The organism is Streptomyces sp. NPDC093544 (genome assembly GCF_040683495.1).
In the GTDB taxonomy this organism is placed as follows: domain Bacteria; phylum Actinomycetota; class Actinomycetes; order Streptomycetales; family Streptomycetaceae; genus Streptomyces.
Genome location: NZ_JBFBEA010000022.1, coordinates 56303 through 77698 on the forward strand (window position 1 = coordinate 56303; position 21396 = coordinate 77698).

The following is a 21396-nucleotide window of genomic DNA, read 5'->3' on the forward strand; positions in this document are numbered from 1 at the left end:
TCGCAGGCGGGAGATTCGCTTCACCCCGGGGTGAACCCCCGAGCACTGCGAATGAATCCCGGTAGCGCTCCGCTGGGAAGGCCGCCTGCGACTGCGTGCCGACTGTGGCTGGTCGCGCCCACCTGGCGGAGCCGCAAAATGTCACAGCCCCGCGCCCCTCAGGGGGCACCAGGGACCCGGAGTTCGAAGAGTGCGCCCCCCTCGGGTGCCTCCCGGACCGTGAGTGTTCCGCCGTGTCGTACCGCCACATCGCGCGCGATGGCGAGGCCAAGACCGGCCCCGCCGTCGTCGCGGGTGCGGGCGTCGTCGAGTCGTACGAAGCGCTCGAAGATGCGCTCTCGCTGGTCGGCGGGCACACCGGCCCCGTCGTCGGCGACTTCCACCACGGCCCACACACCGTCCGTCCGCACACTCACCGAGACCCGCTCCCGTGCATGCCGCTGGGCGTTGTCCAGCAGGTTGGCGAGCACTCTCGCCAACTGCCCCCGGGAACCGGTCACTTCGACGGCCGGAGCGTCGGCGGTCACCCCTGCTCGGCCGGCCGCCTCTTCCCGTACGACCGCCCCGAGGTCGAAGCGCGTGCCCGCGGGCCTCTCGCCCGCGTCCAGCCGTGCGAGCAGCAGCAGATCGGCGGCGAGATGCTGCAGCCGTACGGTGTCCTCGACGGCCCCCGCCAGGTCGAGCAACTCCGGGTGTGCGGCGCCCACTTCGAGCTGGGTGCGGAGGGAGGCGATGGGGCTGCGCAGTTCGTGGGAGGCGTCGGCGACGAACCGCCGCTGGCGCTCGACGGATGTCTCCAGGGCGGCCAGCGTCTCGTTCGTCGTGCGGGCCAGACCGGCGACCTCGTCGTGTGTGTCCGGCACGGGGACGCGCCGCGCGAGATCCTCGGAGGCCGTGATGGCGGCCATCTCGCTCCGGATGCCCTCGACGGGCCGCAGCGCCCGCCGCGTCACGCGCCAGGTCACTGCGGCCACCACGGCGAGAAGCAGCGGGAACCCGATCAGCATGACGGTCAACGCGGTGCGTACGGCGCTCTGTTCGGCGGCCAGTGGCGCACCGGCGTACACCGTGAGCGTGCCCTTGTTCTGCACCTCCACGGTCACCGCGGCGAACCGGTAGTCCTCCGTGTCGCCGTCGATGGTGGCGGAGCCCTCGCTGAAGGTCGTCTCCTCGCCGATCTCACCGGGTTCGAGGGACTCGTCGTCCCCCTCCTCGTCGTCATCGTCACCGACACCGGCCGCGGGGGGCTGCGGTCGTACGGCGCCGACGCCCGTCCCGCTGATCCGCTCCAGATCCTCGCTCGCGGCGACCAACGTCCCAGCCTCGTCGACGACTTGGACGGGACGGTCGTCGTCGTCCAGCGACAACTGGTCGTAGGCCTGCCCGCCCGCGAGATCGGCGGCGACGGACCGCGCGGACCGCTCGGCCTGAGTACTGGCCTGCCCGCTCAGGTTGGACCGCAGGGACAGCGTCACGGCGGTGCCGGCGGCGATCAGAGCGATGGCGACGACAAGGGTCGCGCCCAGCGTGGCCCGCGACCGCACCGAGCCGAAGAGGCGTCTCATCGTGCCTCCAGGCGGTAACCGGCGCCGCGTACCGTCCGGATGAGGTCGGCGCCCAGCTTCCGGCGCAGCGTGCTGACGTACACCTCGACGATGTTCGGATCCCCGTCGTACGCGAAGTCCCAGACGTGCTCAAGGATGTCGGCCTTGGAGACGACCTCCCCGGCGCGCACGACGAGCTGTTCGAGGACCGCGAACTCCTTTGCGGTGAGGGTGACTTCGTCCTCACCACGGAAGACGCGCCGCGCTGCGGTGTCGACCTTCAGGTCACCGACGACCCGCACGGGCGAGGCCCCGGCCTGCCCGCGCCGCCGCAGCAGCGCCTTCACCCGCGCCACCAGCACCACGTACGAGAACGGCTTGGTCAGGTAGTCGTCGGCGCCGGTGTCGAGCCCCTCGGCCTCGTCGTACTCGCCGTCCTTCGCGGTGAGCATCAGGATCGGTACGTCGTGGCCGGCGGCGCGGAGGGCGGAGCACACGTGGTAGCCGTTCATGCCGGGCAGCATGATGTCGAGGATGACGAGGTCGTACGTCCCTTCACCGGCCCGGTACAGCCCTTCGAGCCCGTCGTGGACGACGTCCACGGCGTAGCCCTCGGCCGTCAGACCCTTGGCGAGCGACAGGGCGAGCCGCTTTTCGTCCTCCACGATCAACAGGAGCATGCGCCCAGCGTCGCAAACCGAAGCTGAAGAAGGCTTCAGGTGGCTTCAGCCTGCCTTCAGTGTCCGTCGCGCAGATTGGTCCCCGGCGAACGGCGCCGCACCACGGCGCACGGGATCAACTCGGGAGGAACTCTCATGAAGCGCAACATCGTCATCGCCACCGTCGTGGCCGCGGCCCTGGTCGGGGGCGGCACGGCGACGGCTCTCGCGGTCACGGGAGACGACGGGACATCGACGCCGCAGTCGGACGTGCGGGCGGCGTCCGAGGTCCGGGACGACGACGTACTCCATGACGAGGACGGTCAGGACGACAACAGCCAGGACGACGACGTCACCGAGGTGAAGGCCGCGAAGGTGACGGCGGCCGACGCGCTCACCGCGGCACTGCGCCACACACCGGGTACCGCGGTCTCCGCGGACCTGGAAGACGAGGCCGACGAGGACGGTGGGTCCGCCAAGGCCGACGTCGTGACCTGGGACATCGACATCCTCGACAGCGCGGGCAAGTGGCACAGCGTCCACGTCGACCCCGGCACGGGCAAGGTCCTCTCCTCGCACACGGAGCGCGAGGACGACGACGACGCTGACGACGCCGCCCGGGTCCGGGCCGCCCTGAAGGGCAGCTCCACCTCCGCCGCCGAGGCCGCGAAGGCCGCCGCGGCGCAGGGCACGGTCACCTCGATCGACCTGGACGAGGACGCCGGCACCCCCGCCTGGGAGGCGGAGACCCGGACGCAGAGCGGCACCGGACACGACTGGCTGGTCGACCTCCGGACGGCCCAGGTCACCCCGGACCGCTCGTCGGACGACGACTGAGACCACCGCGTCGCGGGCGGTCAGACCCGGTCGGGTACCTCCGCCTGAGCGGGGGTTCCCGGCGAGGCGGGCGGGCGACGTACGCCGCTCGCGGAGACCAGGGCCGCGGCGAGCGCCACCGAGCCCGAGACCGCGAAGCACAGGCCGAGGGACAGGTGACCGACCAGCAGGCCCACCCCCGCGGCGCCGGCCGAACTCCCGGCGTTCACGGCGGTGTTGACCCAGGCGCCGGCCTGGGTGCGGAAACCGGGTGGCGCTGCCTCGTCCGCGATCAGGTAGGACGTGGTAAGCGCCGGGGCCACGAAGAAGCCGGCGCAGACCACGGCGACGGTCAGGGTGCCGAGGCCCGGCGCCAGTCCGGCGGCGAGCAACGCGAGCCCCACGCCGCCGGCCATCAGCGGCAGCCGGGTCCGTGCGGACGTACTCCAGTTGACGGCACCGTTCAGCAGGCCGCCCAGTGCGCTGCCCGCCGACAGGGCGGCGAGCACCCAGGCCACCACGTCGTCCCCGTGATGCCGTTGCTCGGCGAAGGCCATGACCAGCAGGTCGAGTGCGCCGAGCGCCAGCCCTACACCCGCGGCGACGACGACGGGCTGTGCGAGGGCACGGCCGACGCGCAACCGGGCTCGGGACCGCTCGGCCTTCACGGCAGCGGGCCGTACGCCCGCCACCGCCGGCGACAGGACGAACCCGAGGGTTCCCGTCCACACCAGCACGGCGCTGAGCGCGACGGCGGCAGCCGGGGGCGCGAACTGCACCACCCCGCCCACCAGCAGTGGCCCGGAGACGAAGAGGATCTCCTCCGCTACCCCGTCCAGGCTGTACGCCCGCTGCAGCAGCAGCCGGTCCTCGACGACTTCGCCCCAGACGGCGCGCATCGTGGGGCCGAGCGGGGGCGTGCAGGCGCCCGCAGCCACGGCCAGCGCGCCGAGTACCACCGGCGGTGCTTCCGGGCGCCAGGCGGCCGCCGCGAAGGCTCCGAGCAGCGTCGCGTAGAGCGAGGCCATGGGGAGAAGAGCACGGCGAGGGCCGTACCGGTCGATCAGGGCCGCCCTCGCGGGCGACAGGAACACGCTCATGGCACCGAACAGCGCCAGGACCGTGCCGGCCACGGCGTACGACCCGGTCGCCCGGGTCACTGTCAGCATCATGGCGACGGAGACCATGCCGTACGACAGTCTGCCGACGAGGGCGGTGGTGAAGGTGCGGCGGGTGTGGGGGATGCGGAGGACGGCGGCGTACGAGGGCCGCCGCGGAAGTGACGCGGGCATGTGGAGTGTTCCTCGGCGAGAGGGCGGTTGGGGGCACCTGTGTGCCGCGACGGTCGCGCGGCTTGGGCGGGCCCTATGCCATGAGGAGGAACATGCGGCCTAACTTAACAGCGGGTGCGGGGGGTTGAGGAGGCTTTTTTCGCCCCCTCCGCCCCCAAACCCCCGCTCCTCAAGCGCCGGAGGGGCTAACACCCCTTCAGCCCGTCCGGCGATTGAGGACGAGGCCGTTCAGGCCGACAGCGGGGGCCTGGGGGCGGCAGCCCCCAGAAACGGGACGGGAAGGGGCGGAGGGGGCGAAAAACCCCAGGCCTCAGCCCTCTCTCAACCCCTCCACCAGCGAATCTGCCGCCCGGTAGGGATCCAACTCCCCCGCGACGATCCGCTCCGCGAGCGCGCTGAGGCGGCGGTCTCCGTGGAGGTCGCCGATGCGTTGGCGCAGAGCGGTGACCGCGATCGTCTCGACCTCCTTCGACGCCCGCGCACGGCGCCGCTCAATGAGCACCCCGTGCTCCTCCATCCACGCCCGGTGCTTCTCCAGCGCTTCGACGACCTCGTCGATCCCCTCGCCCCGCGCGGCGACGGTCTTGACGATCGGCGGGCGCCAGTCACCGGGCCCGCGGGCCTCACCGAGGCCGAGCATGTGGTTCAGCTCGCGAGCCGTGGCGTCGGCCCCGTCCCGGTCGGCCTTGTTGACGACGTACACATCGCCGATCTCCAGGATCCCGGCCTTGGCCGCCTGGATGCCGTCGCCCATGCCGGGGGCGAGGAGGACGACCGAGGTGTCGGCCTGGGACGCGATCTCGACCTCGGACTGGCCGACGCCGACCGTCTCGACCAGGATCACGTCGCAGCCGGCCGCGTCCAGGACACGGATCGCCTGGGGGGCCGACCAGGCGAGTCCGCCGAGGTGGCCCCGGGTCGCCATGGAGCGGATGTACACCCCGGGGTCGGAGGCGTGCTCGGACATCCGCACGCGGTCGCCGAGCAGCGCGCCGCCGGAGAACGGCGAGGACGGGTCGACGGCGAGGACGCCGACCCGCCTGCCCTGCTTGCGGTACGCGGTCACGAGCGCCGACGTGGCCGTCGACTTGCCCACGCCCGGCGACCCCGTGAGGCCGACGACGTAGGCGTTCCCGGCGAGCGGTGCCAGCGCCGCCATCACCTCGCGGAGCTGCTCGGACGCCCCCTCGACCAGGGAGATCAGCCTGGCCACGGCCCGCGGCCGGCCTTCTCTGGCCTGGGCCACCAGCGAGGCGACGTCCTGCATCACAGCTCCGTTCCGAGTAGAGACGTACGAACAGAAGTACTCAGCTCTTGGGTACCCGCACGATCAGCGCGTCACCCTGCCCGCCGCCACCGCACAGCGCGGCGGCGCCCACACCGCCGCCCCGCCGCTTCAGTTCGAGGGCGAGGTGCAGCACGAGCCGCGCGCCGGACATCCCGATCGGGTGACCCAGGGCAATGGCTCCGCCGTTGACGTTCACCTTGTCGGTGGACACCCCGAGGTCCTTCATTGACTGGACCGCGACGGCCGCGAAGGCCTCGTTGATCTCGATCAGGTCGAGGTCCGAGACGTCCAGGCCCTCCTTCTTCAGGGCGTGCTGGATGGCGTTGGACGGCTGCGACTGGAGCGAGTTGTCCGGCCCCGCGACGTTCCCGTGGGCGCCGATCTCGGCGATCCACTCAAGGCCCAGCTCCAGCGCCTTCGCCTTGCTCATGACCACGACGGCGGCGGCGCCGTCCGAGATCTGGGACGACGTGCCGGCCGTGATCGTGCCGTCCCTGGTGAAGGCCGGGCGCAGTTTGCCCAGCGACTCCACCGTGGTCTCGGCGCGGATGCCCTCGTCCTCGCTGAAGACGACGGGCTCGCCCTTGCGCTGCGGAATCTCAACCGGCGTGATCTCCGCCGCGAAGATGCCGTCCTTCTGGGCGGCGGCCGCGCGCTGGTGCGAGAGGGCCGCCACCTCGTCCTGCTCGGGTCGGGCGATGCCGAGCCGGGTGTTGTGCTTCTCCGTCGACTCGCCCATGGGGATGTTCTCGAAGGCGTCGGTGAGGCCGTCGTACGCCATGGCGTCGAGCATCTCGATGGCGCCGTACTTGTAGCCCTCGCGGGACTTCGGGAGGAGGTGGGGCGCGTTCGTCATGGATTCCTGACCGCCCGCGACCACGATCTCGAACTCACCTGCACGGATGAGCTGGTCGGCGAGCGCGATGGCGTCGAGGCCCGAGAGACACACCTTGTTGATGGTGAGCGCCGGGACGCTCATCGGGATGCCCGCCTTGACCGCGGCCTGGCGTGCCGGGATCTGCCCTGCCCCGGCCTGGAGCACCTGGCCCATGATCACGTACTGCACCTGGTCACCACCGATACCCGCACGGTCGAGGGCGGCCTTGATCGCGAAGCCACCGAGGTCTGCCCCGGAGAAGGACTTCAGCGAACCCAGCAACCGTCCCATGGGCGTACGAGCGCCCGCGACGATCACCGAGGTACTGCTGTTCGTTCCTGACATGAGGTGCGATCCCCTTTCAGCTGCACAGCTGAGGAGTGAACGAGGGTTTACTTGAATGTACTGAGCGGTAGGCCACCCGTCATCCGGCATGGAGTGTGATCGCGCGCACGTTGCGTAACCACCTCAGGAGCGCTGCACTGACTCCATGCTGACGCGAATCGACCACATCGGGATCGCCTGTTTCGACCTCGACAAGACCGTCGAGTTCTACCGGGCCACGTACGGCTTCGAGGTCTTCCACTCCGAGGTCAACGAGGAGCAGGGCGTACGGGAGGCCATGATCAGGATCAACGGGACCTCCGACGGCGGTGCCTCCTACCTCCAACTGCTCGAACCCACCCGCGAGGACTCCACCGTCGCGAAGTGGCTGGCGAAGAACGGCGAGGGCGTCCATCACATCGCTTTCGGCACCGCGGACGTGGACGCCGACGCCGCCGACATCAAGGACAAGGGCGTACGAGTGCTGTACGACGAGCCCCGGACCGGGTCGATGGGCTCCCGGATCACGTTCCTGCATCCAAAGGATTGCCATGGCGTCCTGACAGAACTGGTGACTTCGGCGGCTGTTGAGTCACCTGAGCACTGACCCTCGTACATATGGGCCGGTAGGGTTGGGGACGGCCGCCGCCTCAGCGGGGCGGTCCGGGTCCTTCTCATGAGGATTCGAGGGCCGGGGTCCAGGTTTTCGGGGGACAGGCGGGACGAGCGTCGGGGCAGCGGCCCATGCTCCGCCGGTGATCTGACACCATTCCCCGGGGGCACCGTTCGGCGGATGGACGGAGCTCGTTTGGAGAGACTTGCGACCAGGGGACGGATGGGACCGCGCAGTGCGGGGCTACGAACGCCAGGAGCGAGAGCCGGCGGCTGACGTCGACCACCTCTCTCGGTTCGAGGCCGAGATGGAGCGGCTGAAGACCGAGCGGGAGAAGGCCGTCCAGCACGCCGAGGACCTCGGCTATCAAGTCGAGGTGCTGCGCGCCAAGCTGCACGAGGCGCGCCGCAGTCTGGCGACCCGGCCTGCCTACGACGGCGGTGACCTCGGCTACCAGGCCGAGCAGCTCCTTCGTAATGCGCAGATCCAGGCCGACCAGCTGCGTGCCGACGCCGAGCGCGAGATGAGCCAGGCCCGCGCGCAGACGCAGCGCATCCTCCAGGAGCACGCCGAGCAGGCCGCCCGCCTCCAGGCGGAGCTGCACCAGGAGGCCGTCACCCGCCGCCAGCAGCTGGACCAGGAGCTGGGCGAGCGCCGGCAGACCGTCGAGTCGCACGTCAACGAGAACGTGGCGTGGGCGGAGCAGTTGCGCGCCCGCACCGAGCAGCAGGCCCGTCGGCTCCTGGAGGAGTCGCGCGCCGAGGCCGACCAGTCGCTGGCCGCCGCCCGCGCGGAGGCCGAGCGGGTCGCCGCCGAGGCCCGCCAGCGGCTGAACGCCGACGCCGAGTCGGCCCGCGCGGAGGCCGAAGCGCTGCTGCGCCGGGCCCGCACGGACTCCGAGCGGCTGCTGAACGCGGCGTCCACGCAGGCCCAGGAGGCCACCGACCACGCCGAGCAGCTGCGCAGCTCCACGGCGACCGAGTCGGACTCCGCCCGCCGCCAGGCCACCGAACTGAGCCGGACCGCCGAGCAGCGCGCCGCCGAGGCCGAGGCGGCACTGCGCGAGGCGCGGGCCGAGGCGGACAAGACCGTCGCCGAGGCCAAGGAGACCGCGGCCAAGGCCCTGGCCACCGCCGAGTCGACGAACGAACAGCGCACACGTACGGCGAAGGAACAGGTCGCCCGGCTGGTCAACGAGGCCAATCAGGAGGCCGAGACCACCAAGGCCGACGCCGAGCAGGTCGTCGCGGAGGCCAAGGCCAAGGCCGAGAAGATCGTCGCCGAGGCCGAGGAGAACGCGCGCAGCCTCACCGCCGAGGAGACCGCGTCCCAGCTCGCCAAGGCGGCCCGTACCGCCGAGGACGTCCTGAACAGGGCGTCCGAGGAAGCCAAGTCGACCACCAAGGCCGCCACCGAGGAGGCCGAGCGGATCCGCAGCAAGGCCGAGGCCGAGGCGGACCGGCTGCGTGCCGAGGCGCACGACATCGCCGAGCAGCTCAAGGGCACGGCGAAGGACGACACCAAGGAGTACCGCGCCAAGACGGTCGAGCTCCAGGAGGAGGCGCGCCGGCTGCGCGGCGAGGCCGAGCAGCTGCGCGGCGACGCCAACGCCGAGGGCGAGCGGATCCGCAGCGAGGCCAGGCGCGAGGCCGTCCAGCAGATCGAGGAGGCGGCCAAGACCGCCGAGGATCTGCTCGCCAAGGCCAAGGCGGACGCCGACGAGCAGCGGTCGGTCGCCACGACCGACAGCCAGCGGGTCCGCACCGAGGCCATCGAGCGCGCCACGACCTTGCGCCGGCAGGCCGAGGACACCCTGGAGCGCACCCGCACGGAGGCCGAGCGGCACCGCACCGAGGCCGAGGAGCAGTCCGAGGCCATCAAGGCGGACGCCGAGCGGGCCGCGGAGGCGCTGCGCGAGGAGACCGAGCGGGCCATAGCGGCCCGTCGCGAGGAGGCTGCCGAGGGGCTGGCCCGGCTGCACACCGAGGCCGAGCAGCGGGTCACCTCGGCGGAGCAGGCGCTGGGCGAGGCCCGTGCGGAGGCCGAGCGGCTGCGCCGTGAGGCCGCCGAGGAGACGGACCGGCTGCGTTCGGAGTCCGCCGAGCGGATCCGGACGCTCCAGGCACAGGCCGAGGCGGAGGCGGAGCGGCTGCGTGACGAGGCCGCGGCGGACGCGTCCACGTCCCGGGCCGAGGGCGAGAACATCGCCGTACGACTGCGTTCGGACGCCGCGGCGGAGGCCGAGCGGCTGAAGTCGGAGGCGCAGGACAGCGCGGACCGGGTACGGGCGGAGGCACAGGCCGCGGCCGAGCGGCTGGCGGTCGAGGCCGCCGAGGCGCTGTCCGCCGCGCAGGAGGAGGCCGTCCGGCGCCGCCGCGAGGCCGAGGAGCTTCTCGGTTCGGCGCGCCAGGAGGCCGACCAGGAGCGGGAGCGGGCCCGCGAGCAGAGCGAGGAACTCCTCGCTTCCGCGCGCAACCGCGTCGAGGAGGCCCAGGCCGAGGCCGTACGGCTGGTCGAGGAGGCCGACCGGCGCGCGACCGAGATGGTCTCGAACGCCGAGCAGACCGCGCAGCAGGTGCGCGACTCGGTGGCCGGGCTGCACGAGCAGGCTCAGGAGGAGATCACCGGTCTCAGGTCCGCCGCCGAGCATGTGGCGGACCGGATGCGGACCGAGGCGCAGGCGGAGGCCGACCGGGTTCGCGCCGACGCCTACGCGGAGCGGGAGCGGGCCAGCGAGGACGCGGGTCGTATCCGGCGGGAGGCGTCCGAGTCGTCGGAGGCCGCCAAGTCGCTGGCGGAGCACACGGTTTCGGAGGCGATCGCCGAATCCGAGCGGCTGCGTTCGGAGGCCGCCGAGCACGCCCAGCGCGTCCGCACCGAGGCGTCCGACGCCATCGCCAACGCCGAGCAGGACGCTTCACGTACACGGGGCGAGGCCCGCGAGGACGCGAACCGGATCCGTTCGGACGCCGCCACGCAGGCGGACACCCTCATCAACGAGGCGCGGTCCGAGGCGGAGCGGCTCACGGTGGAGACGAACGCCGAGGCCGAGCGGGTACGCACGGAATCGGTGGCCAAGGCCGAGCACCTCATCTCGGACGCGACCGGGGACGCGGAGCGGCTGCGCGCCGAGGCCGCGGCGACGGTCGGCTCCGCGCAGCAGCACTCCGAGCGGATCCGCACCGAGGCGGAGCGGATCATGTCTGCCGCGCGCGAAGAGGCGGAGCGGACGACGGACGAGGCGCGCAAGGAGGCCAACAAGCGGCGCTCCGAGGCGGCCGAGCAGGTCGACACGCTCATCTCGGAGACGGCGTCCGAGGCCGACAAGCTGCTCTCGGAGTCCCAGCAGACCGCGCAGAAGACCACGGCGGAAGCCGAGGAGCAGGCCGACAGCATGGTCGGCGCGGCCCGCAACGAAGCAGAGCGGCTGCTCTCCGAGGCGACGGTCGAGGGCAACTCCCGGGTGGAGCGGGCCCGTACGGACGCCGACGAGCTGCTGGTCGGCGCGCGCCGGGACGCGACCGCGATAAGGGAGCGCGCGGAGGAGCTGCGCGACCGGATCACCACCGAGATCGAGTCGCTGCACGCGCGGGCCCGCCGCGAGTCGGCCGAGACGATGCGGGTGGCGGGCGACCGGTGCGACGCACTCATCAAGGCCGCCGAGGAGTCCCTCGCGAAGGCCGAGGCGAAGGCCAAGGACCTGGTGTCGGAGGCCAATTCCGAGGCGAGCAAGGTGCGGATCGCCGCCGTACGCAAGGCGGAGGGGCTCCTCAAGGAGGCCGAGCAGAAGAAGAACTCGCTCGTCGCCGAGGCTCAGAAGATCAAGGCCGATGCCGAGCAGGAGGCGCGGCGCATGGTCGAGGAGGGCAAGCGCGAGCTCGAAGTGCTGGTGCGGCGGCGTGAGGACATCAATGCGGAGATCTCCCGTGTCCAGGACGTGCTGGAGGCGTTGGAATCCTTTGAGGCCCCCTCGGTCAACAAGGACGGTGCAGTCAAGGCCGGCGCTGCCGCGGGTGCGACTCGTTCGAGTGGCAAGGCGTCAGAGGGCTAGCCATAAGCGTCGATTGCATGCTTTGTAGGGACCTTTGACACAGGCTCTGGCAAGTGCTCCGACAGGTAGCCACCCAAAAGGAGTGTCATTCTCCAGATCAAACACGTATCCGCTCGATGACACACCGCTTTGACCCCTAGGATTCCCCCTATCACCTCACCGGTCTCATTCGACAGGAACCCCATGAGCGACACTTCCCCCTACGGCTTCGAGCTTGTGCGGCGTGGGTACGACCGCGCTCAGGTGGACGAACGCATCTCGAAGCTCGTCTCCGACCGTGACAGCGCTCTGGCTCGTATCACTGCTCTGGAAAAGCGCATCGAGGAACTCCACCTCGAGACGCAGAACGCCCAGTCCCAAGTGAGCGACGCAGAGCCGTCGTACGCGGGTCTCGGCGCGCGCGTCGAGAAGATCCTCCGCCTCGCCGAGGAGGAGGCGAAGGACCTGCGAGAGGAGGCCCGGCGCGCTTCCGAGCAGCACCGCGAGCTCGCCGAGTCGGCGGCCCAGCAGGTCCGCAACGACGCAGAATCGTTCGCTGCGGACCGCAAGGCCAAGGCGGAGGACGAGGGCGTCCGGATCCTCGAGAAGGCCAAGGGCGACTCCTCTCAGCTGCGCCAGGAGGCGGCGAAGGACGCACAGTCCAAGCGCGAGGAGGCGGAGGCTCTCTTCGAGGAGACCCGCGCGAAGGCCGCGCAGGCCGCGGCCGACTTCGAGACGAACCTCGCCAAGCGGCGTGAGCAGTCCGAGCGTGACCTGGCTTCCCGTCAGGCCAAGGCCGAGAAGCGTCTCGCGGAGATCGAGCACCGTGCGGAGCAGCTCCGCCTCGAGGCCGAGAAGCTGCGTACGGACGCCGAGCGCCGCGCCCGCCAGACGGTGGAGACGGCTCAGCGTCAGTCCGAGGACATCGTGGCCGACGCGAACGCCAAGGCCGACCGCATCCGCTCGGAATCCGAGCGCGAGCTGGCGGCTCTGACGAACCGCCGCGACTCGATCAACGCCCAGCTCACGAACGTCCGCGAGATGCTCGCGACGCTCACGGGCGCCGCGGTGGCCGCCGCCACGCCGGCCGAGGACGAGCCGATCTCGCGTGGGGTCCCGGCTCAGCAGTCCCGGTAGTTCCTGGCAGCACTCCTGGTACGTCCTGGTATCGACGAAGGCCCGCACTCTCTTCTCGGGAGTGCGGGCCTTCGTCGTACACGCGACGGCTCGACGACGCGGTGGCCGGGGATCGGTGAACAAGCGGCAAAAACACCGGCGCCCAAGTGGCACTGCCGCAACCGCCGTCTTAGCGTGGCCGCATGATCGAGCTCGAGGGGCTGACCAAGCGGTACGGCGAGAAAGTGGCGGTCAACAACCTGACCTTCGCGGTCAGACCCGGCATCGTGACGGGGTTTCTGGGGCCGAACGGTGCCGGCAAGTCCACGACCATGCGGATGATGCTCGGGCTCGACCGGCCCACCGCCGGTGACGTGCGGATCGACGGGCAGCACTACGACGGCCTCAAGGAACCGCTGAAGTACATCGGCGCCCTCCTCGACGCCAAGGCCATGCACGGCGGACGCAGCGCCTTCAACCACCTTCTCTGCCTCGCGCAGAGCAACGGCATCTCCAAGGCGCGGGTCCACGAGGTCCTCGACACGGTCGGGCTGACCGCGGTCGCGAAGAAGAAGGCCAAGGGGTTCTCGCTCGGCATGGGCCAGCGGCTCGGCATCGCGGGCGCGCTGCTCGGCGACCCACGGATCCTGATGTTCGACGAGCCGGTCAACGGGCTCGACCCCGAGGGCATCCACTGGATCCGCAACCTGATGAAGTCCCTGGCGGCGCAGGGCCGCACGGTCTTCGTGTCGAGTCACCTGATGAGCGAGATGGCGCTGACCGCAGACCACCTCGTCGTCATCGGCCAGGGCAGGCTGCTCGCCGACACCTCCATGGCTGACTTCATCCAGCAGAACTCACGGTCGTACGTCCGTATCCGCACTCCCCAGCGCGAGCGCTTCCTCGACCTGCTGCACGGCGCCGGGGTCACCGTCGTCGAGACGGGCAACGGCACGCTGGAAGTGGACGGCTCGAAGCCGGAGCACATCGGGGAGCTGGCCGCGCAGCACCAGATCGTGCTGCACGAACTCAGCCCTCAACAGGCATCCCTGGAAGAGGCGTTCATGCAGCTGACCGCGGAGTCGGTGGAGTACCACGCGCACTCGGACACCCCGCACCCGGACGCCGGACTCATCGGCACGCCGCACCCGGGGACCCTGCCACCACCGCCGCAGCAATGGGGCGACGACTGGAAGAGGGGCTGACCATGGCGGCGACGCAGGTCCTCCAGTCCGAGTGGACCAAGATCCGCTCTGTCGCGTCCACCATCTGGACGCTCGGTCTCGCCGCGGTCGTCACGATCGCCCTCGGCATTCTGATCTCGCTGCTGTCCAAGAACGACTTCGACAATCTGAGCGAGAACGACAAGCTGTCCTTCGACCCGACTTTCATCAGCTTCGCGGGCATGAGTCTCGGTCAGCTCGCGATGATCGTGTTCGGGGTGCTCGTCGTCTCGAACGAGTACAGCACCGGCATGATCCGCACCTCGCTCGCGGCCGTCCCGCGGCGCGGCACGTTCCTCTTCGGCAAGATCGCGGTGGCGACGGTCCTCTCCTTCGTCGTCGGCATCATCACCAGCTTCGTCGCCTTCTTCCTGGGCCAGGCGATGCTCGGCTCGCACAAGGCATCGATCGGCGACCCCGGCGTGCTGCGCGCGGTCATCGGCGGCGGCCTCTACATGACGCTCATCGCCGTCTTCTCGATGGGCGTCGCGACGATGCTGCGCAGCCCGATGCTCTCCCTCGGCATCCTGATGCCGTTCTTCTTCCTGATCTCCAACATCCTCGGCAACGTCTCCGCCACCAAGAAGATCGGCCAGTACCTCCCCGACCAGGCCGGCAGCAAGATCATGCAGGTCGTGACCCCGATCGACGACGACACTCCGTACGGCCCCTGGGGCGGCCTCGCGATCATGGTGGCGTGGGTGGCGGTGGCCGTGATCGGGGGCTATGTCCTGCTCAAGAGGCGGGACGCGTAGGGGCTCCGCTGTCCGGGCGGGAGGGATTCATCGGATCCCCGCCGTCCGGCCGGGGCTCCAGCACCTCGTCGAAGTCCGTCCACCCCTCCCAGCGCCACACGTCCTTGTCCAGGTCCGGCTGGAGCGGCACGAAGCGGCCGAGTTCGAAGTCGCCGCCCGCCAGGTCGAACCAGCGCTCGTCGGCGACCTCGGTGCCCAGGCCCACGGTCCGCGCCGTCAGCCGCACGAGCAGCTTCACGCCGTACGAACCGGACAGGTCCTTGCCCTGGATGTGCCGGAACGGCAGCTCGGCCACCGGCGCCTCCACCGGTATCCACACGGTGAAGGGCGCCCCGCGCTCGACCGCGAGCCAGGACCGCTCGTCGGCGGGCTTCCCGTTCGCGTCCAGCACCTTCAGCCACTGCTTGTAGATGACCAGGCTGCCGTCGTGCGGCGACCGCTCCAGATAGCGCAGATGGACGCGGGCCCGCAGGTCCACGACCGAGAGGTTGTCGAAGCGGTTGTAGAAGCGGACGGCGATGATCGCGTCCTCGCTGTCCGCGTGGTCCCGCGAGTAGCCGGGGAAGTCCGCGGTCCAGGCGTGCGAGACACTGGCCCGCTGCCGCCAGACGAAAGGGCGCAGCGCGAACAGCTTGATGAGCACGATTCCGAGGAGCACCGCGGGCACCATCGCTCCGGTGACCGAGGCGAGTGTGGCGAGCAGTTGGTGCGCGGTGCTGTCCGCCTCCGGTTCGAGGTTGTCGGTCCCGACGCAGGCGCGGAGTACCGTGAGGCTGAGGTCGAAGAGCCGCTCCTTGTCCGAGAAGCGCTCCGCCATCGACCGCGGCGAGTGCTCCGTCACCGTCCACAGCGCCGCGACGGCGACGGAGAGCCCGGCCAGCGCGCCGAGCGTCATCAGGAGCAGGGCGTGGACGGAGCGTCCGGCGATCCACCAGCGAACAGACGTACGGAAGCGGGGATGCGCCCGATCCCGCCTCGGCCGCCCCCAACGGCCCGGACCACTCCTCAGTAAGCTCAACTCACGTCCCCCGTAACAGACATCATCCCCACTCGTACAATGGGACGGCATGATTCCCGGTGCCCGTTCCGGCCAACCCCACTCAGGTGGGCGAGACCTGGGTCCGTCCCGGGTAGACCTCGCGTGGAACGCTGTGCCCAATATCGCGCGACCACCCCCGAAGGGCGTCACCGTGACGACGAAGGACCGAAGCCTCCAGGCGCTGGGGCTGGACGACGTGCCCGCCAAGCAGCCGCTCACCTATCCGGGCCGCCCCACCACCGAGCCGTCCCTGCTGACCGGGGGCGAGCTGCTCCATCTCGGCGTACGGCCGCTGCGGCTCGGCGAGTGGTACGTGGAGGAGCGCGAGGAGTCACAGCGCCTGGACGAGGCCCTCGCCGGCCTCGGCCAGGTCGGCACCGGACGCCGCCACCCGGTCATCGCCGTCGGCTCGAACGCCTCCCCCGGCCAGGTCGCCCACAAGCTCACCCGGCTGGGCATTCCGGCGACCGTGCCGATGGTGCCGGTCGGCGTGCGCGGCATCGGCGTCGGCTGCTCCGGGCACATCAGCCCCGCGGGATACGTGGCGGGGACGCCGTACGTCGACCGGGACGCGTCGACCACACTCGTCGTCACCTGGCTGGACTCGACGCAGCTCAAGGCGGTCGACGACACCGAGTTCCCGGACTACCGGCGGGCGATACTCCCTGGCGACGCCTTCGAGATGACCATGCCGTCCGGTGAGCGGCTCGGCGCGGCGTACATCTACTTCAGCGCGCACGGCGTGCTCGCCGACCCGGCGACCGGTGACCCGCGCCCCGGCGGCGGCGACCAGTCCGCGCTGCTCGCCGCGCTGCTCGCCGACTCCGCCCGGCTGCGCGAGCTGCTCGGGCCCGACCCGGCGACCTGGGTGCGCCGCGCCGGAGCCGACCGTGCGCTGCGCGAGCGGGGCACGCTGCTCTTCGGCGAGGAGGGCTGGGTGCTGCCGCAGACCGACTTCCTGCCGTACGTCGACGAATCGGCCGAGCTGCGGCTGTACGACGACCTGCCGCCGCTGCACGACTCGCTTCCGTACCGGGCCTGATCGTTCCGTAACGGGCCTCGGGCTTCCTTCTGCAGCGGACCGCAGCGGACCCGGCCCTACCGCGTCCGGCCCTACCGCGTCCGGCCCTTCCGCATCCGGCCCGATCATTCCGTTTCGGCGCTTGGGGATTCCGTTTCCGCCTCTGACCAGGCCAGACGCGTACCTGCCAAGGAAGCGGCTTGACCTGCACTGTTTTACTTTCTTTTGATGGGAACCGTCAGCGCACCGATATCCTCCTAACCCTTACGGGGGCGTGTGCCCCGACGTCCGAGACGTCCAGAACCTTTCGATGGGTGCGGAGCATGATCGAGGCAGTCGGCCTGACGAAGCGCTATGGCGCCAAGACAGCCGTGTACAACCTTTCCTTCCAGGTGAGGCCAGGTGCCGTCACCGGCTTCCTCGGGCCCAACGGCTCGGGCAAGTCGACGACGATGCGGATGATCCTCGGCCTCGACAACCCCAGCTCCGGGCAGGTGACGATCGGCGGCTTCCCCTACCGCAAGCTGCCGAACGCGCCCCGCCAGGTCGGCGCGCTCCTCGACGCCAAGGCCGTGCACGGCGGCCGGCACGCCCGCAACCACCTCCTCTGCCTCGCCCAGCTGTCCGGCATCCCGGCCCGCCGCGTGGACGAGGTACTGGGCGTGGTGGGCCTCCAGGACGTGGCCAGAAAGCGCTCCAAGGGCTTCTCGCTCGGCATGGGCCAGCGGCTCGGTATCGCGGCCGCGCTGCTCGGCGACCCGCAGGTGCTGCTCTTCGACGAGCCGGTCAACGGCCTCGACCCCGAGGGCATCCTCTGGGTCCGCAACCTGATGAAGTCCCTCGCGGCGGAAGGCCGTACGGTCTTCGTCTCCTCGCACCTGATGAGCGAGATGGCGCTGACCGCCGACCACCTGATCGTGATCGGGCGCGGGCAGCTGCTCGCGGACAGCAACATCAAGGACTTCATCTCGCACAACTCGGCCGACTTCGCCCGGGTCCGCACCCCGGACACCGAGCCGCAGCAGCGCGAGAAGCTGACGTCCGCACTGACCGAGGCGGGCGGACAGGTGCTGCCCGAGCAGGACGGCGCGCTGCGCGTGATGGGCCTGCGGCTGCCGCAGATCAGCGACCTCGCGCACTCCGCCGACGTACGACTGTGGGAGCTGTCACCGCACCAGGCCTCGCTGGAGGAGGCGTACATGCGGATGACGCAGGGCGCCGTCGACTACCGCTCGACCATCGACCAGAAGACCGGACTCCAGCAGCAGCTGCCGCCGGGCGCGCTGCCGCCGCCGCAGATGCCGGTGCCCGGTCAGGGCCAGCCGGGCTGGTACGCGCCGCCGCCGCCCCAGCAGGGCGGACAGCCGTTCGCGATGCCGCAGGGCCAGCCGCACACAGGTCCCTACGGCGGCCCGGGTGCTCCCGGCGCGGCTCAGCCAGGCCCGTACGGCGCTCCGGTCGCCCCGGCAGCTCCCGCCGCCCCGGCCGCCAACCCATACGCCCAGGCCGCGCCCCAGGCTCCCGCAGCGCCGACGGCCGCCCCCGACCTGACCAAGACCGAGGACGCCCGATGAGTACGCCCCAGCCCCCGATGCAGCAGCAGGCCGCACCCAACTGGCAGGCGCCGCAAGGCAGTTCGTACACCTCGCCGATCCCGGTCACGCCCACTCACCTGGGGCACGCGCTCGCCTCCGAGTGGACGAAGATCAAGTCGGTGCGCTCCACGATGTGGACGCTCGGGGTCTTCCTGCTCCTGGTCGTCGGCATCGGCTTCCTGGTCGCCGTCCAGACCACCGACGAGGACTTCGGCGACGTCCCGTACACGATCCCGGCCTTCTTCGGTCTGATCCTCGGGCAGATCTGCCTGATCACCCTGGGCGTCCTGGTGGTCTCGTCCGAGTACGGCACTGGCATGATCCGTACGACGTTCACCGCCTCGCCGCAGCGCCACCGGGTGCTCGCCGCGAAGCTGATCATCTTCTTCGCGGTGGCGTTCGTCGTGTCGGCCTTCGCGATCGGCCTGGTCGGCCTCTTCACCTCGGGGATGCACGGCGGCTCGTCGGAGGTCTCCTGGGGCGGCTCGGTGGTGATGGGCGCGCTGTACGTCTCACTGCTCGGCACCCTCGCCCTCGCGGTCGGCTCGATGCTCCGTCACTCGGCGGGCGCGATCACCGCGATGCTCGGCCTCGTACTGGTGCCCGCGATCATGCCCGCCTTCCTGTACATGTCCGAGAGCCTGCGGACCATCGGCGACAAGATGCTGGAGTACAACGCTCCCAACTCCCTCGCCAAGATCTTCCACCTGGACAACGAGAACGGCACGGGCGGCTCGCAGCTCGGCCTGCTCGCCGTGGTGACGGCGGCGGCGATCGCCGGCGCGTTCGTGCTCCTTGAGCGCCGGGACGTCTGAGGGCGCCTGAATGCCTGAGGGCACCGGGATGTCCTTCGGCTCCGGGATCTCTTTCAGCGCCGGAATGCCTGAAGTCGCCTAGAACCTGGGCGCGTTACGGGACCGCTGCACCCTTGAGGTACGGCGGTCCTTCGCGTTCCAGCAGGACTTGTGCCAGTGGCGGCGGTCGTCGACGCCCGAGTGCTCCGGCCAGGCCACCACGTGCGGGATGCCGGAGGGGATCATCTGGTCGCAGCCCGGGCAGCGATAGGTCTTTCCCTCGGCACTCGCGCCCGCGACATGGCGCACGCTCCATTCCTCGCCCTGCCAGCTCTCCCTGGACTGGAAGCCGCCGTAGCGGCCGCCGTCGTCCGGGGACGGGCTCGGGCCGGACGAGCCGGCGTCCTTCGGACGGTTGCGACGCGGGGACACAGGACACCTCACGGAGCTATACAGGGAGCAGGGGCCAAGTCCAGCCTACGCGGCGCACACAGGGGTACGCGTACTCCTCCAATCCCCACAGATCGCCCCCCCCAACGGCCGATTTTGCAGACAATCCGCAAATCCCTCCGAGAGGCCGTGTCCTCGGCACGTGTCGGGTGGTTATGCCGGTGGGGGAGCTCCGCGTCGGAGCCAAGGAAGCAGGAAAGTACGATGCGCGTTGGAAGTTTTGTACTGGCCGCCCAGTTCCCGGGGCAGGGCCAGGGGGAGGCCCTGCACCGTGCGGTGCGCTCGGCCGAGGTCGCCGAGGAGGCCGGACTCGACTCGGTCTGGCTGGCCGAGCACCACTTCGTGCCGTACGGCACATGCCCGTCGGCGATCACTCTCGCGGCCCTGCTGCTCGGCCGTACACAGCGGATCCGGGTCGGCACCGCGGTGAGCGTACTGCCCACCGTGCACCCCGTCGCCCTCGGCGAGCAGGCGGCACTGCTGCATGTGACGTCCGGCGGACGATTCTCGCTGGGCGTGGGCCGCGGCGGCCCCTGGGTCGACCTGGAGGTCTTCGGCTCGGGCCTCGGGGCATACGAGGAGGGCTTCCCGGAATCGCTCGAACTGCTGATGCGCTGGCTGCGCGAACCGTCCGTCGCCGGCACCGGAGAGCGGTTCGACTTCCGTGAAGTCGCCGTCGTGCCCAGGCCGTCGGAGGCGCTGAGCTGTGCTCCGGGCCCCGAGGTGGTCGTCGCCTGCACCTCACCGGCGAGCGTGCAGCTCGCGGCCGAGCGCGGGCTGCCGATGCTCCTCGGGATGCATGTCGGCGACGAGGAGAAGGCCGAAATGGTGGCCCTGTGGCGGCAGTACGCACGCGTGGCCGGGCGGTCCGCCGACGAGATCTCCGCGGCGGCGCATGTGTCGGCCGGGGTCTGCCAGATCGCGGACCGCCGCACGGACGCCACCGAGACGCTCCTCAAGTCGATGCCGGGCTGGCTGAAGCAGGGGCTCGACGCCCATGTGACGGTCGATGGCCGCGCCCGCGCGATGCGGGACCCCCTGGCGTACACCGAACTGCTCTGCGGGCTGCACCCGGTGGGGACCCCCCAGCTGTGCGCCGACCGGCTGGCAGCGACCTCGGAACGCACCGGCATCTCACGCTTCGCCCTGCTCGTGGAGGGCTCGGGGGATCTGGCGGCCACCGAGGAGAACGTACGACGACTGGGCGCCGAGGTACTCCCCCAGCTCCGGTGACCGCCCGGAGGCCGGCACCCGGCTCCCAGCTCCCGGCACCCGGCACCCGGGTGCCAACCGGCCGGGTACAGGCCGGTCGACGGGCCGGATTCGCGGAAGCTTGCCGCCCCGTACAGAAACACCTCCCGCGTACGGAGCGGCAAGCAATGCGGCTACCGCGTCAGCAGTCCCGGAACTCCGGGGACTGGTTCAGCAGTTGGCTGCGGACCGAGGTGAAACGTGCCAGCGTGTCGTCCACTGAGGTGTCCAGCGGGAACACCGCCACCCGGTGGCAGTTCTGGAAGGCAAGCCGCACTCCGAAGTGCCGCTGCAGCGCGCCGCGTATCGCGTCACTCGCGAGCGCACGCAGCAGCTGGCCACGCGCCTGCTCGTCCGGCGGGGGCGTCTGGTTGTCGGCGAAGTTCCCGCCGTCCACCTTCAGCTGGGCCACCAGGGAGCTGATCATCTCCCATGCGTAGGGCAGGGAGGTCCGGACGCAGTCGACGAATTCAGCTTCATCGACCTCGCCTCGCTCGGCCTGTTCAAGTAGGGCCGGTGAGACGTCGAGCGACATGAGTTCTCCTCTCGCACCCCCATACCTCGGGGGTTGCCGGACAGGGAAGGGAGTTCGCGATGTGGAACACGCTGAGTACACGCGCCGCGACCTCCTGTTTATACGGTAAGCAACGGACGGTGACGGCACCAGGAGAATGCGCACATAGCGAACTCCCACTAGGCCCACAATCAG

At 70.6% G+C, this 21396-nt stretch carries 18 protein-coding genes; 10 read left to right on the plus strand and 8 right to left on the minus strand.

Going from position 1 to position 21396, the window contains the following annotated elements; all coding sequences use genetic code 11:
• Positions 1-158 precede the first annotated feature (158 nt).
• Both AB0N66_RS30305 and AB0N66_RS30310 read right to left on the minus strand, forming a co-directional pair.
• On the minus strand, positions 159-1565 hold the full coding sequence (locus AB0N66_RS30305) for a HAMP domain-containing sensor histidine kinase (protein WP_365440943.1): 1407 nt from the start codon (positions 1563-1565) through the stop codon (positions 159-161).
• Positions 1562-2224: a response regulator transcription factor gene (locus AB0N66_RS30310; protein WP_365440945.1), complete on the minus strand. Its 663-nt coding sequence runs from the start codon at positions 2222-2224 to the stop codon at positions 1562-1564. Before AB0N66_RS30310 ends, AB0N66_RS30305 begins: the two co-directional genes overlap by 4 nt.
• A gap of 135 nt (positions 2225-2359) precedes the next feature.
• Here AB0N66_RS30310 and AB0N66_RS30315 point away from each other — a divergent pair, with 135 nt between their 5' ends.
• Positions 2360-3040 (plus strand): PepSY domain-containing protein, encoded by a 681-nt coding sequence (locus tag AB0N66_RS30315; RefSeq protein WP_365440947.1) that lies wholly within the window; start codon positions 2360-2362, stop codon positions 3038-3040.
• Positions 3041-3060: 20 nt separating this feature from the next.
• On the opposite strand, the gene AB0N66_RS30320 is transcribed toward AB0N66_RS30315, so the two are convergent.
• The 3 genes from AB0N66_RS30320 to AB0N66_RS30330 all read right to left on the minus strand — a co-directional run bounded on the left by AB0N66_RS30320 (position 3061) and on the right by AB0N66_RS30330 (position 6821).
• Complete coding sequence (locus AB0N66_RS30320) at positions 3061-4311, minus strand: MFS transporter (RefSeq protein WP_365440949.1); 1251 nt, start codon at positions 4309-4311, stop codon at positions 3061-3063.
• Positions 4312-4621: 310 nt separating this feature from the next.
• Positions 4622-5578 (minus strand): methylmalonyl Co-A mutase-associated GTPase MeaB, encoded by a 957-nt coding sequence (meaB, locus tag AB0N66_RS30325; protein WP_365440951.1) that lies wholly within the window; start codon positions 5576-5578, stop codon positions 4622-4624.
• 40 nt (positions 5579-5618) lie between these two features.
• Positions 5619-6821: an acetyl-CoA C-acetyltransferase gene (locus AB0N66_RS30330; protein WP_365440953.1), complete on the minus strand. Its 1203-nt coding sequence runs from the start codon at positions 6819-6821 to the stop codon at positions 5619-5621.
• 145 nt (positions 6822-6966) lie between these two features.
• On the opposite strand from AB0N66_RS30330, the gene mce reads away from it, so the two are divergent.
• The 5 genes from mce to AB0N66_RS30355 all read left to right on the plus strand — a co-directional run bounded on the left by mce (position 6967) and on the right by AB0N66_RS30355 (position 14537).
• The gene (gene mce, locus AB0N66_RS30335) at positions 6967-7407 is read left to right on the plus strand and encodes a methylmalonyl-CoA epimerase (protein WP_365440955.1); all 441 of its coding nucleotides are present in this window, start codon (positions 6967-6969) and stop codon (positions 7405-7407) included.
• 241 nt (positions 7408-7648) lie between these two features.
• Positions 7649-11464 carry a polarized growth protein Scy gene (scy, locus tag AB0N66_RS30340; protein WP_365440957.1) on the plus strand — a complete coding sequence of 1272 codons (3816 nt, stop codon included), beginning with the start codon at positions 7649-7651 and terminating at the stop codon, positions 11462-11464.
• Positions 11465-11647: 183 nt separating this feature from the next.
• Positions 11648-12580, plus strand: coding sequence for a cellulose-binding protein (locus tag AB0N66_RS30345; RefSeq protein WP_365440959.1), 933 nt, complete (start codon positions 11648-11650; stop codon positions 12578-12580).
• Positions 12581-12762: 182 nt separating this feature from the next.
• Positions 12763-13764 carry an ABC transporter ATP-binding protein gene (locus AB0N66_RS30350; protein ID WP_365440961.1) on the plus strand — a complete coding sequence of 334 codons (1002 nt, stop codon included), beginning with the start codon at positions 12763-12765 and terminating at the stop codon, positions 13762-13764.
• 2 nt (positions 13765-13766) lie between these two features.
• Positions 13767-14537 (plus strand): ABC transporter permease, encoded by a 771-nt coding sequence (locus tag AB0N66_RS30355; protein ID WP_365440963.1) that lies wholly within the window; start codon positions 13767-13769, stop codon positions 14535-14537.
• Here AB0N66_RS30355 and AB0N66_RS30360 read toward each other — a convergent pair.
• A complete protein-coding gene (locus AB0N66_RS30360; RefSeq protein ID WP_365440965.1) occupies positions 14518-15432 on the minus strand; it encodes a hypothetical protein in 915 nt (304 codons plus the stop codon). The genes AB0N66_RS30355 and AB0N66_RS30360 overlap by 20 nt on opposite strands.
• A 295-nt stretch (positions 15433-15727) precedes the next feature.
• On the opposite strand from AB0N66_RS30360, the gene AB0N66_RS30365 reads away from it, so the two are divergent.
• The 3 genes from AB0N66_RS30365 (at position 15728) to AB0N66_RS30375 (ending at position 19007) form a co-directional block, all read left to right on the plus strand.
• Positions 15728-16618, plus strand: coding sequence for a hypothetical protein (locus AB0N66_RS30365; protein WP_365440967.1), 891 nt, complete (start codon positions 15728-15730; stop codon positions 16616-16618).
• 302 nt (positions 16619-16920) lie between these two features.
• Positions 16921-18171, plus strand: coding sequence for an ABC transporter ATP-binding protein (locus AB0N66_RS30370; RefSeq protein WP_365440969.1), 1251 nt, complete (start codon positions 16921-16923; stop codon positions 18169-18171).
• Positions 18168-19007 (plus strand): ABC transporter permease, encoded by an 840-nt coding sequence (locus AB0N66_RS30375; RefSeq protein WP_365440971.1) that lies wholly within the window; start codon positions 18168-18170, stop codon positions 19005-19007. Before AB0N66_RS30370 ends, AB0N66_RS30375 begins: the two co-directional genes overlap by 4 nt.
• A 78-nt stretch (positions 19008-19085) precedes the next feature.
• Here the strand turns inward: AB0N66_RS30375 and AB0N66_RS30380 are convergent, their stop codons facing one another.
• A complete protein-coding gene (locus AB0N66_RS30380) occupies positions 19086-19418 on the minus strand; it encodes an ATP/GTP-binding protein (RefSeq protein ID WP_365440973.1) in 333 nt (110 codons plus the stop codon).
• A 222-nt stretch (positions 19419-19640) separates the two neighbouring features.
• Here AB0N66_RS30380 and AB0N66_RS30385 point away from each other — a divergent pair, with 222 nt between their 5' ends.
• Entirely contained in the window at positions 19641-20669 is a 1029-nt protein-coding gene (locus tag AB0N66_RS30385; RefSeq protein WP_365440975.1) for an LLM class flavin-dependent oxidoreductase, read from the plus strand.
• Positions 20670-20829: 160 nt separating this feature from the next.
• Here AB0N66_RS30385 and AB0N66_RS30390 read toward each other — a convergent pair whose 3' ends face one another.
• Positions 20830-21222, minus strand: a complete 393-nt coding sequence (locus AB0N66_RS30390) for an SCO5389 family protein (protein ID WP_266454190.1) — start codon at positions 21220-21222, stop codon at positions 20830-20832.
• Positions 21223-21396: the final 174 nt, after the last annotated feature.

Coding starts and splice junctions, on each gene's coding strand:
- AB0N66_RS30305 (WP_365440943.1), bottom strand. CDS start 1,565: ATGAGACGCCTCTTCGGCTCGGTGCGGTCGCGGGCCACGCTGGGCGCG.
- AB0N66_RS30310 (WP_365440945.1), bottom strand. CDS start 2,224: ATGCTCCTGTTGATCGTGGAGGACGAAAAGCGGCTCGCCCTGTCGCTC.
- AB0N66_RS30315 (WP_365440947.1), top strand. CDS start 2,360: ATGAAGCGCAACATCGTCATCGCCACCGTCGTGGCCGCGGCCCTGGTC.
- AB0N66_RS30320 (WP_365440949.1), bottom strand. CDS start 4,311: ATGCCCGCGTCACTTCCGCGGCGGCCCTCGTACGCCGCCGTCCTCCGC.
- meaB (WP_365440951.1), bottom strand. CDS start 5,578: ATGCAGGACGTCGCCTCGCTGGTGGCCCAGGCCAGAGAAGGCCGGCCG.
- AB0N66_RS30330 (WP_365440953.1), bottom strand. CDS start 6,821: ATGTCAGGAACGAACAGCAGTACCTCGGTGATCGTCGCGGGCGCTCGT.
- mce (WP_365440955.1), top strand. CDS start 6,967: ATGCTGACGCGAATCGACCACATCGGGATCGCCTGTTTCGACCTCGAC.
- AB0N66_RS30345 (WP_365440959.1), top strand. CDS start 11,648: ATGAGCGACACTTCCCCCTACGGCTTCGAGCTTGTGCGGCGTGGGTAC.
- AB0N66_RS30350 (WP_365440961.1), top strand. CDS start 12,763: ATGATCGAGCTCGAGGGGCTGACCAAGCGGTACGGCGAGAAAGTGGCG.
- AB0N66_RS30355 (WP_365440963.1), top strand. CDS start 13,767: ATGGCGGCGACGCAGGTCCTCCAGTCCGAGTGGACCAAGATCCGCTCT.
- AB0N66_RS30360 (WP_365440965.1), bottom strand. CDS start 15,432: ATGACGCTCGGCGCGCTGGCCGGGCTCTCCGTCGCCGTCGCGGCGCTG.
- AB0N66_RS30370 (WP_365440969.1), top strand. CDS start 16,921: ATGATCGAGGCAGTCGGCCTGACGAAGCGCTATGGCGCCAAGACAGCC.
- AB0N66_RS30375 (WP_365440971.1), top strand. CDS start 18,168: ATGAGTACGCCCCAGCCCCCGATGCAGCAGCAGGCCGCACCCAACTGG.
- AB0N66_RS30385 (WP_365440975.1), top strand. CDS start 19,641: ATGCGCGTTGGAAGTTTTGTACTGGCCGCCCAGTTCCCGGGGCAGGGC.
- AB0N66_RS30390 (WP_266454190.1), bottom strand. CDS start 21,222: ATGTCGCTCGACGTCTCACCGGCCCTACTTGAACAGGCCGAGCGAGGC.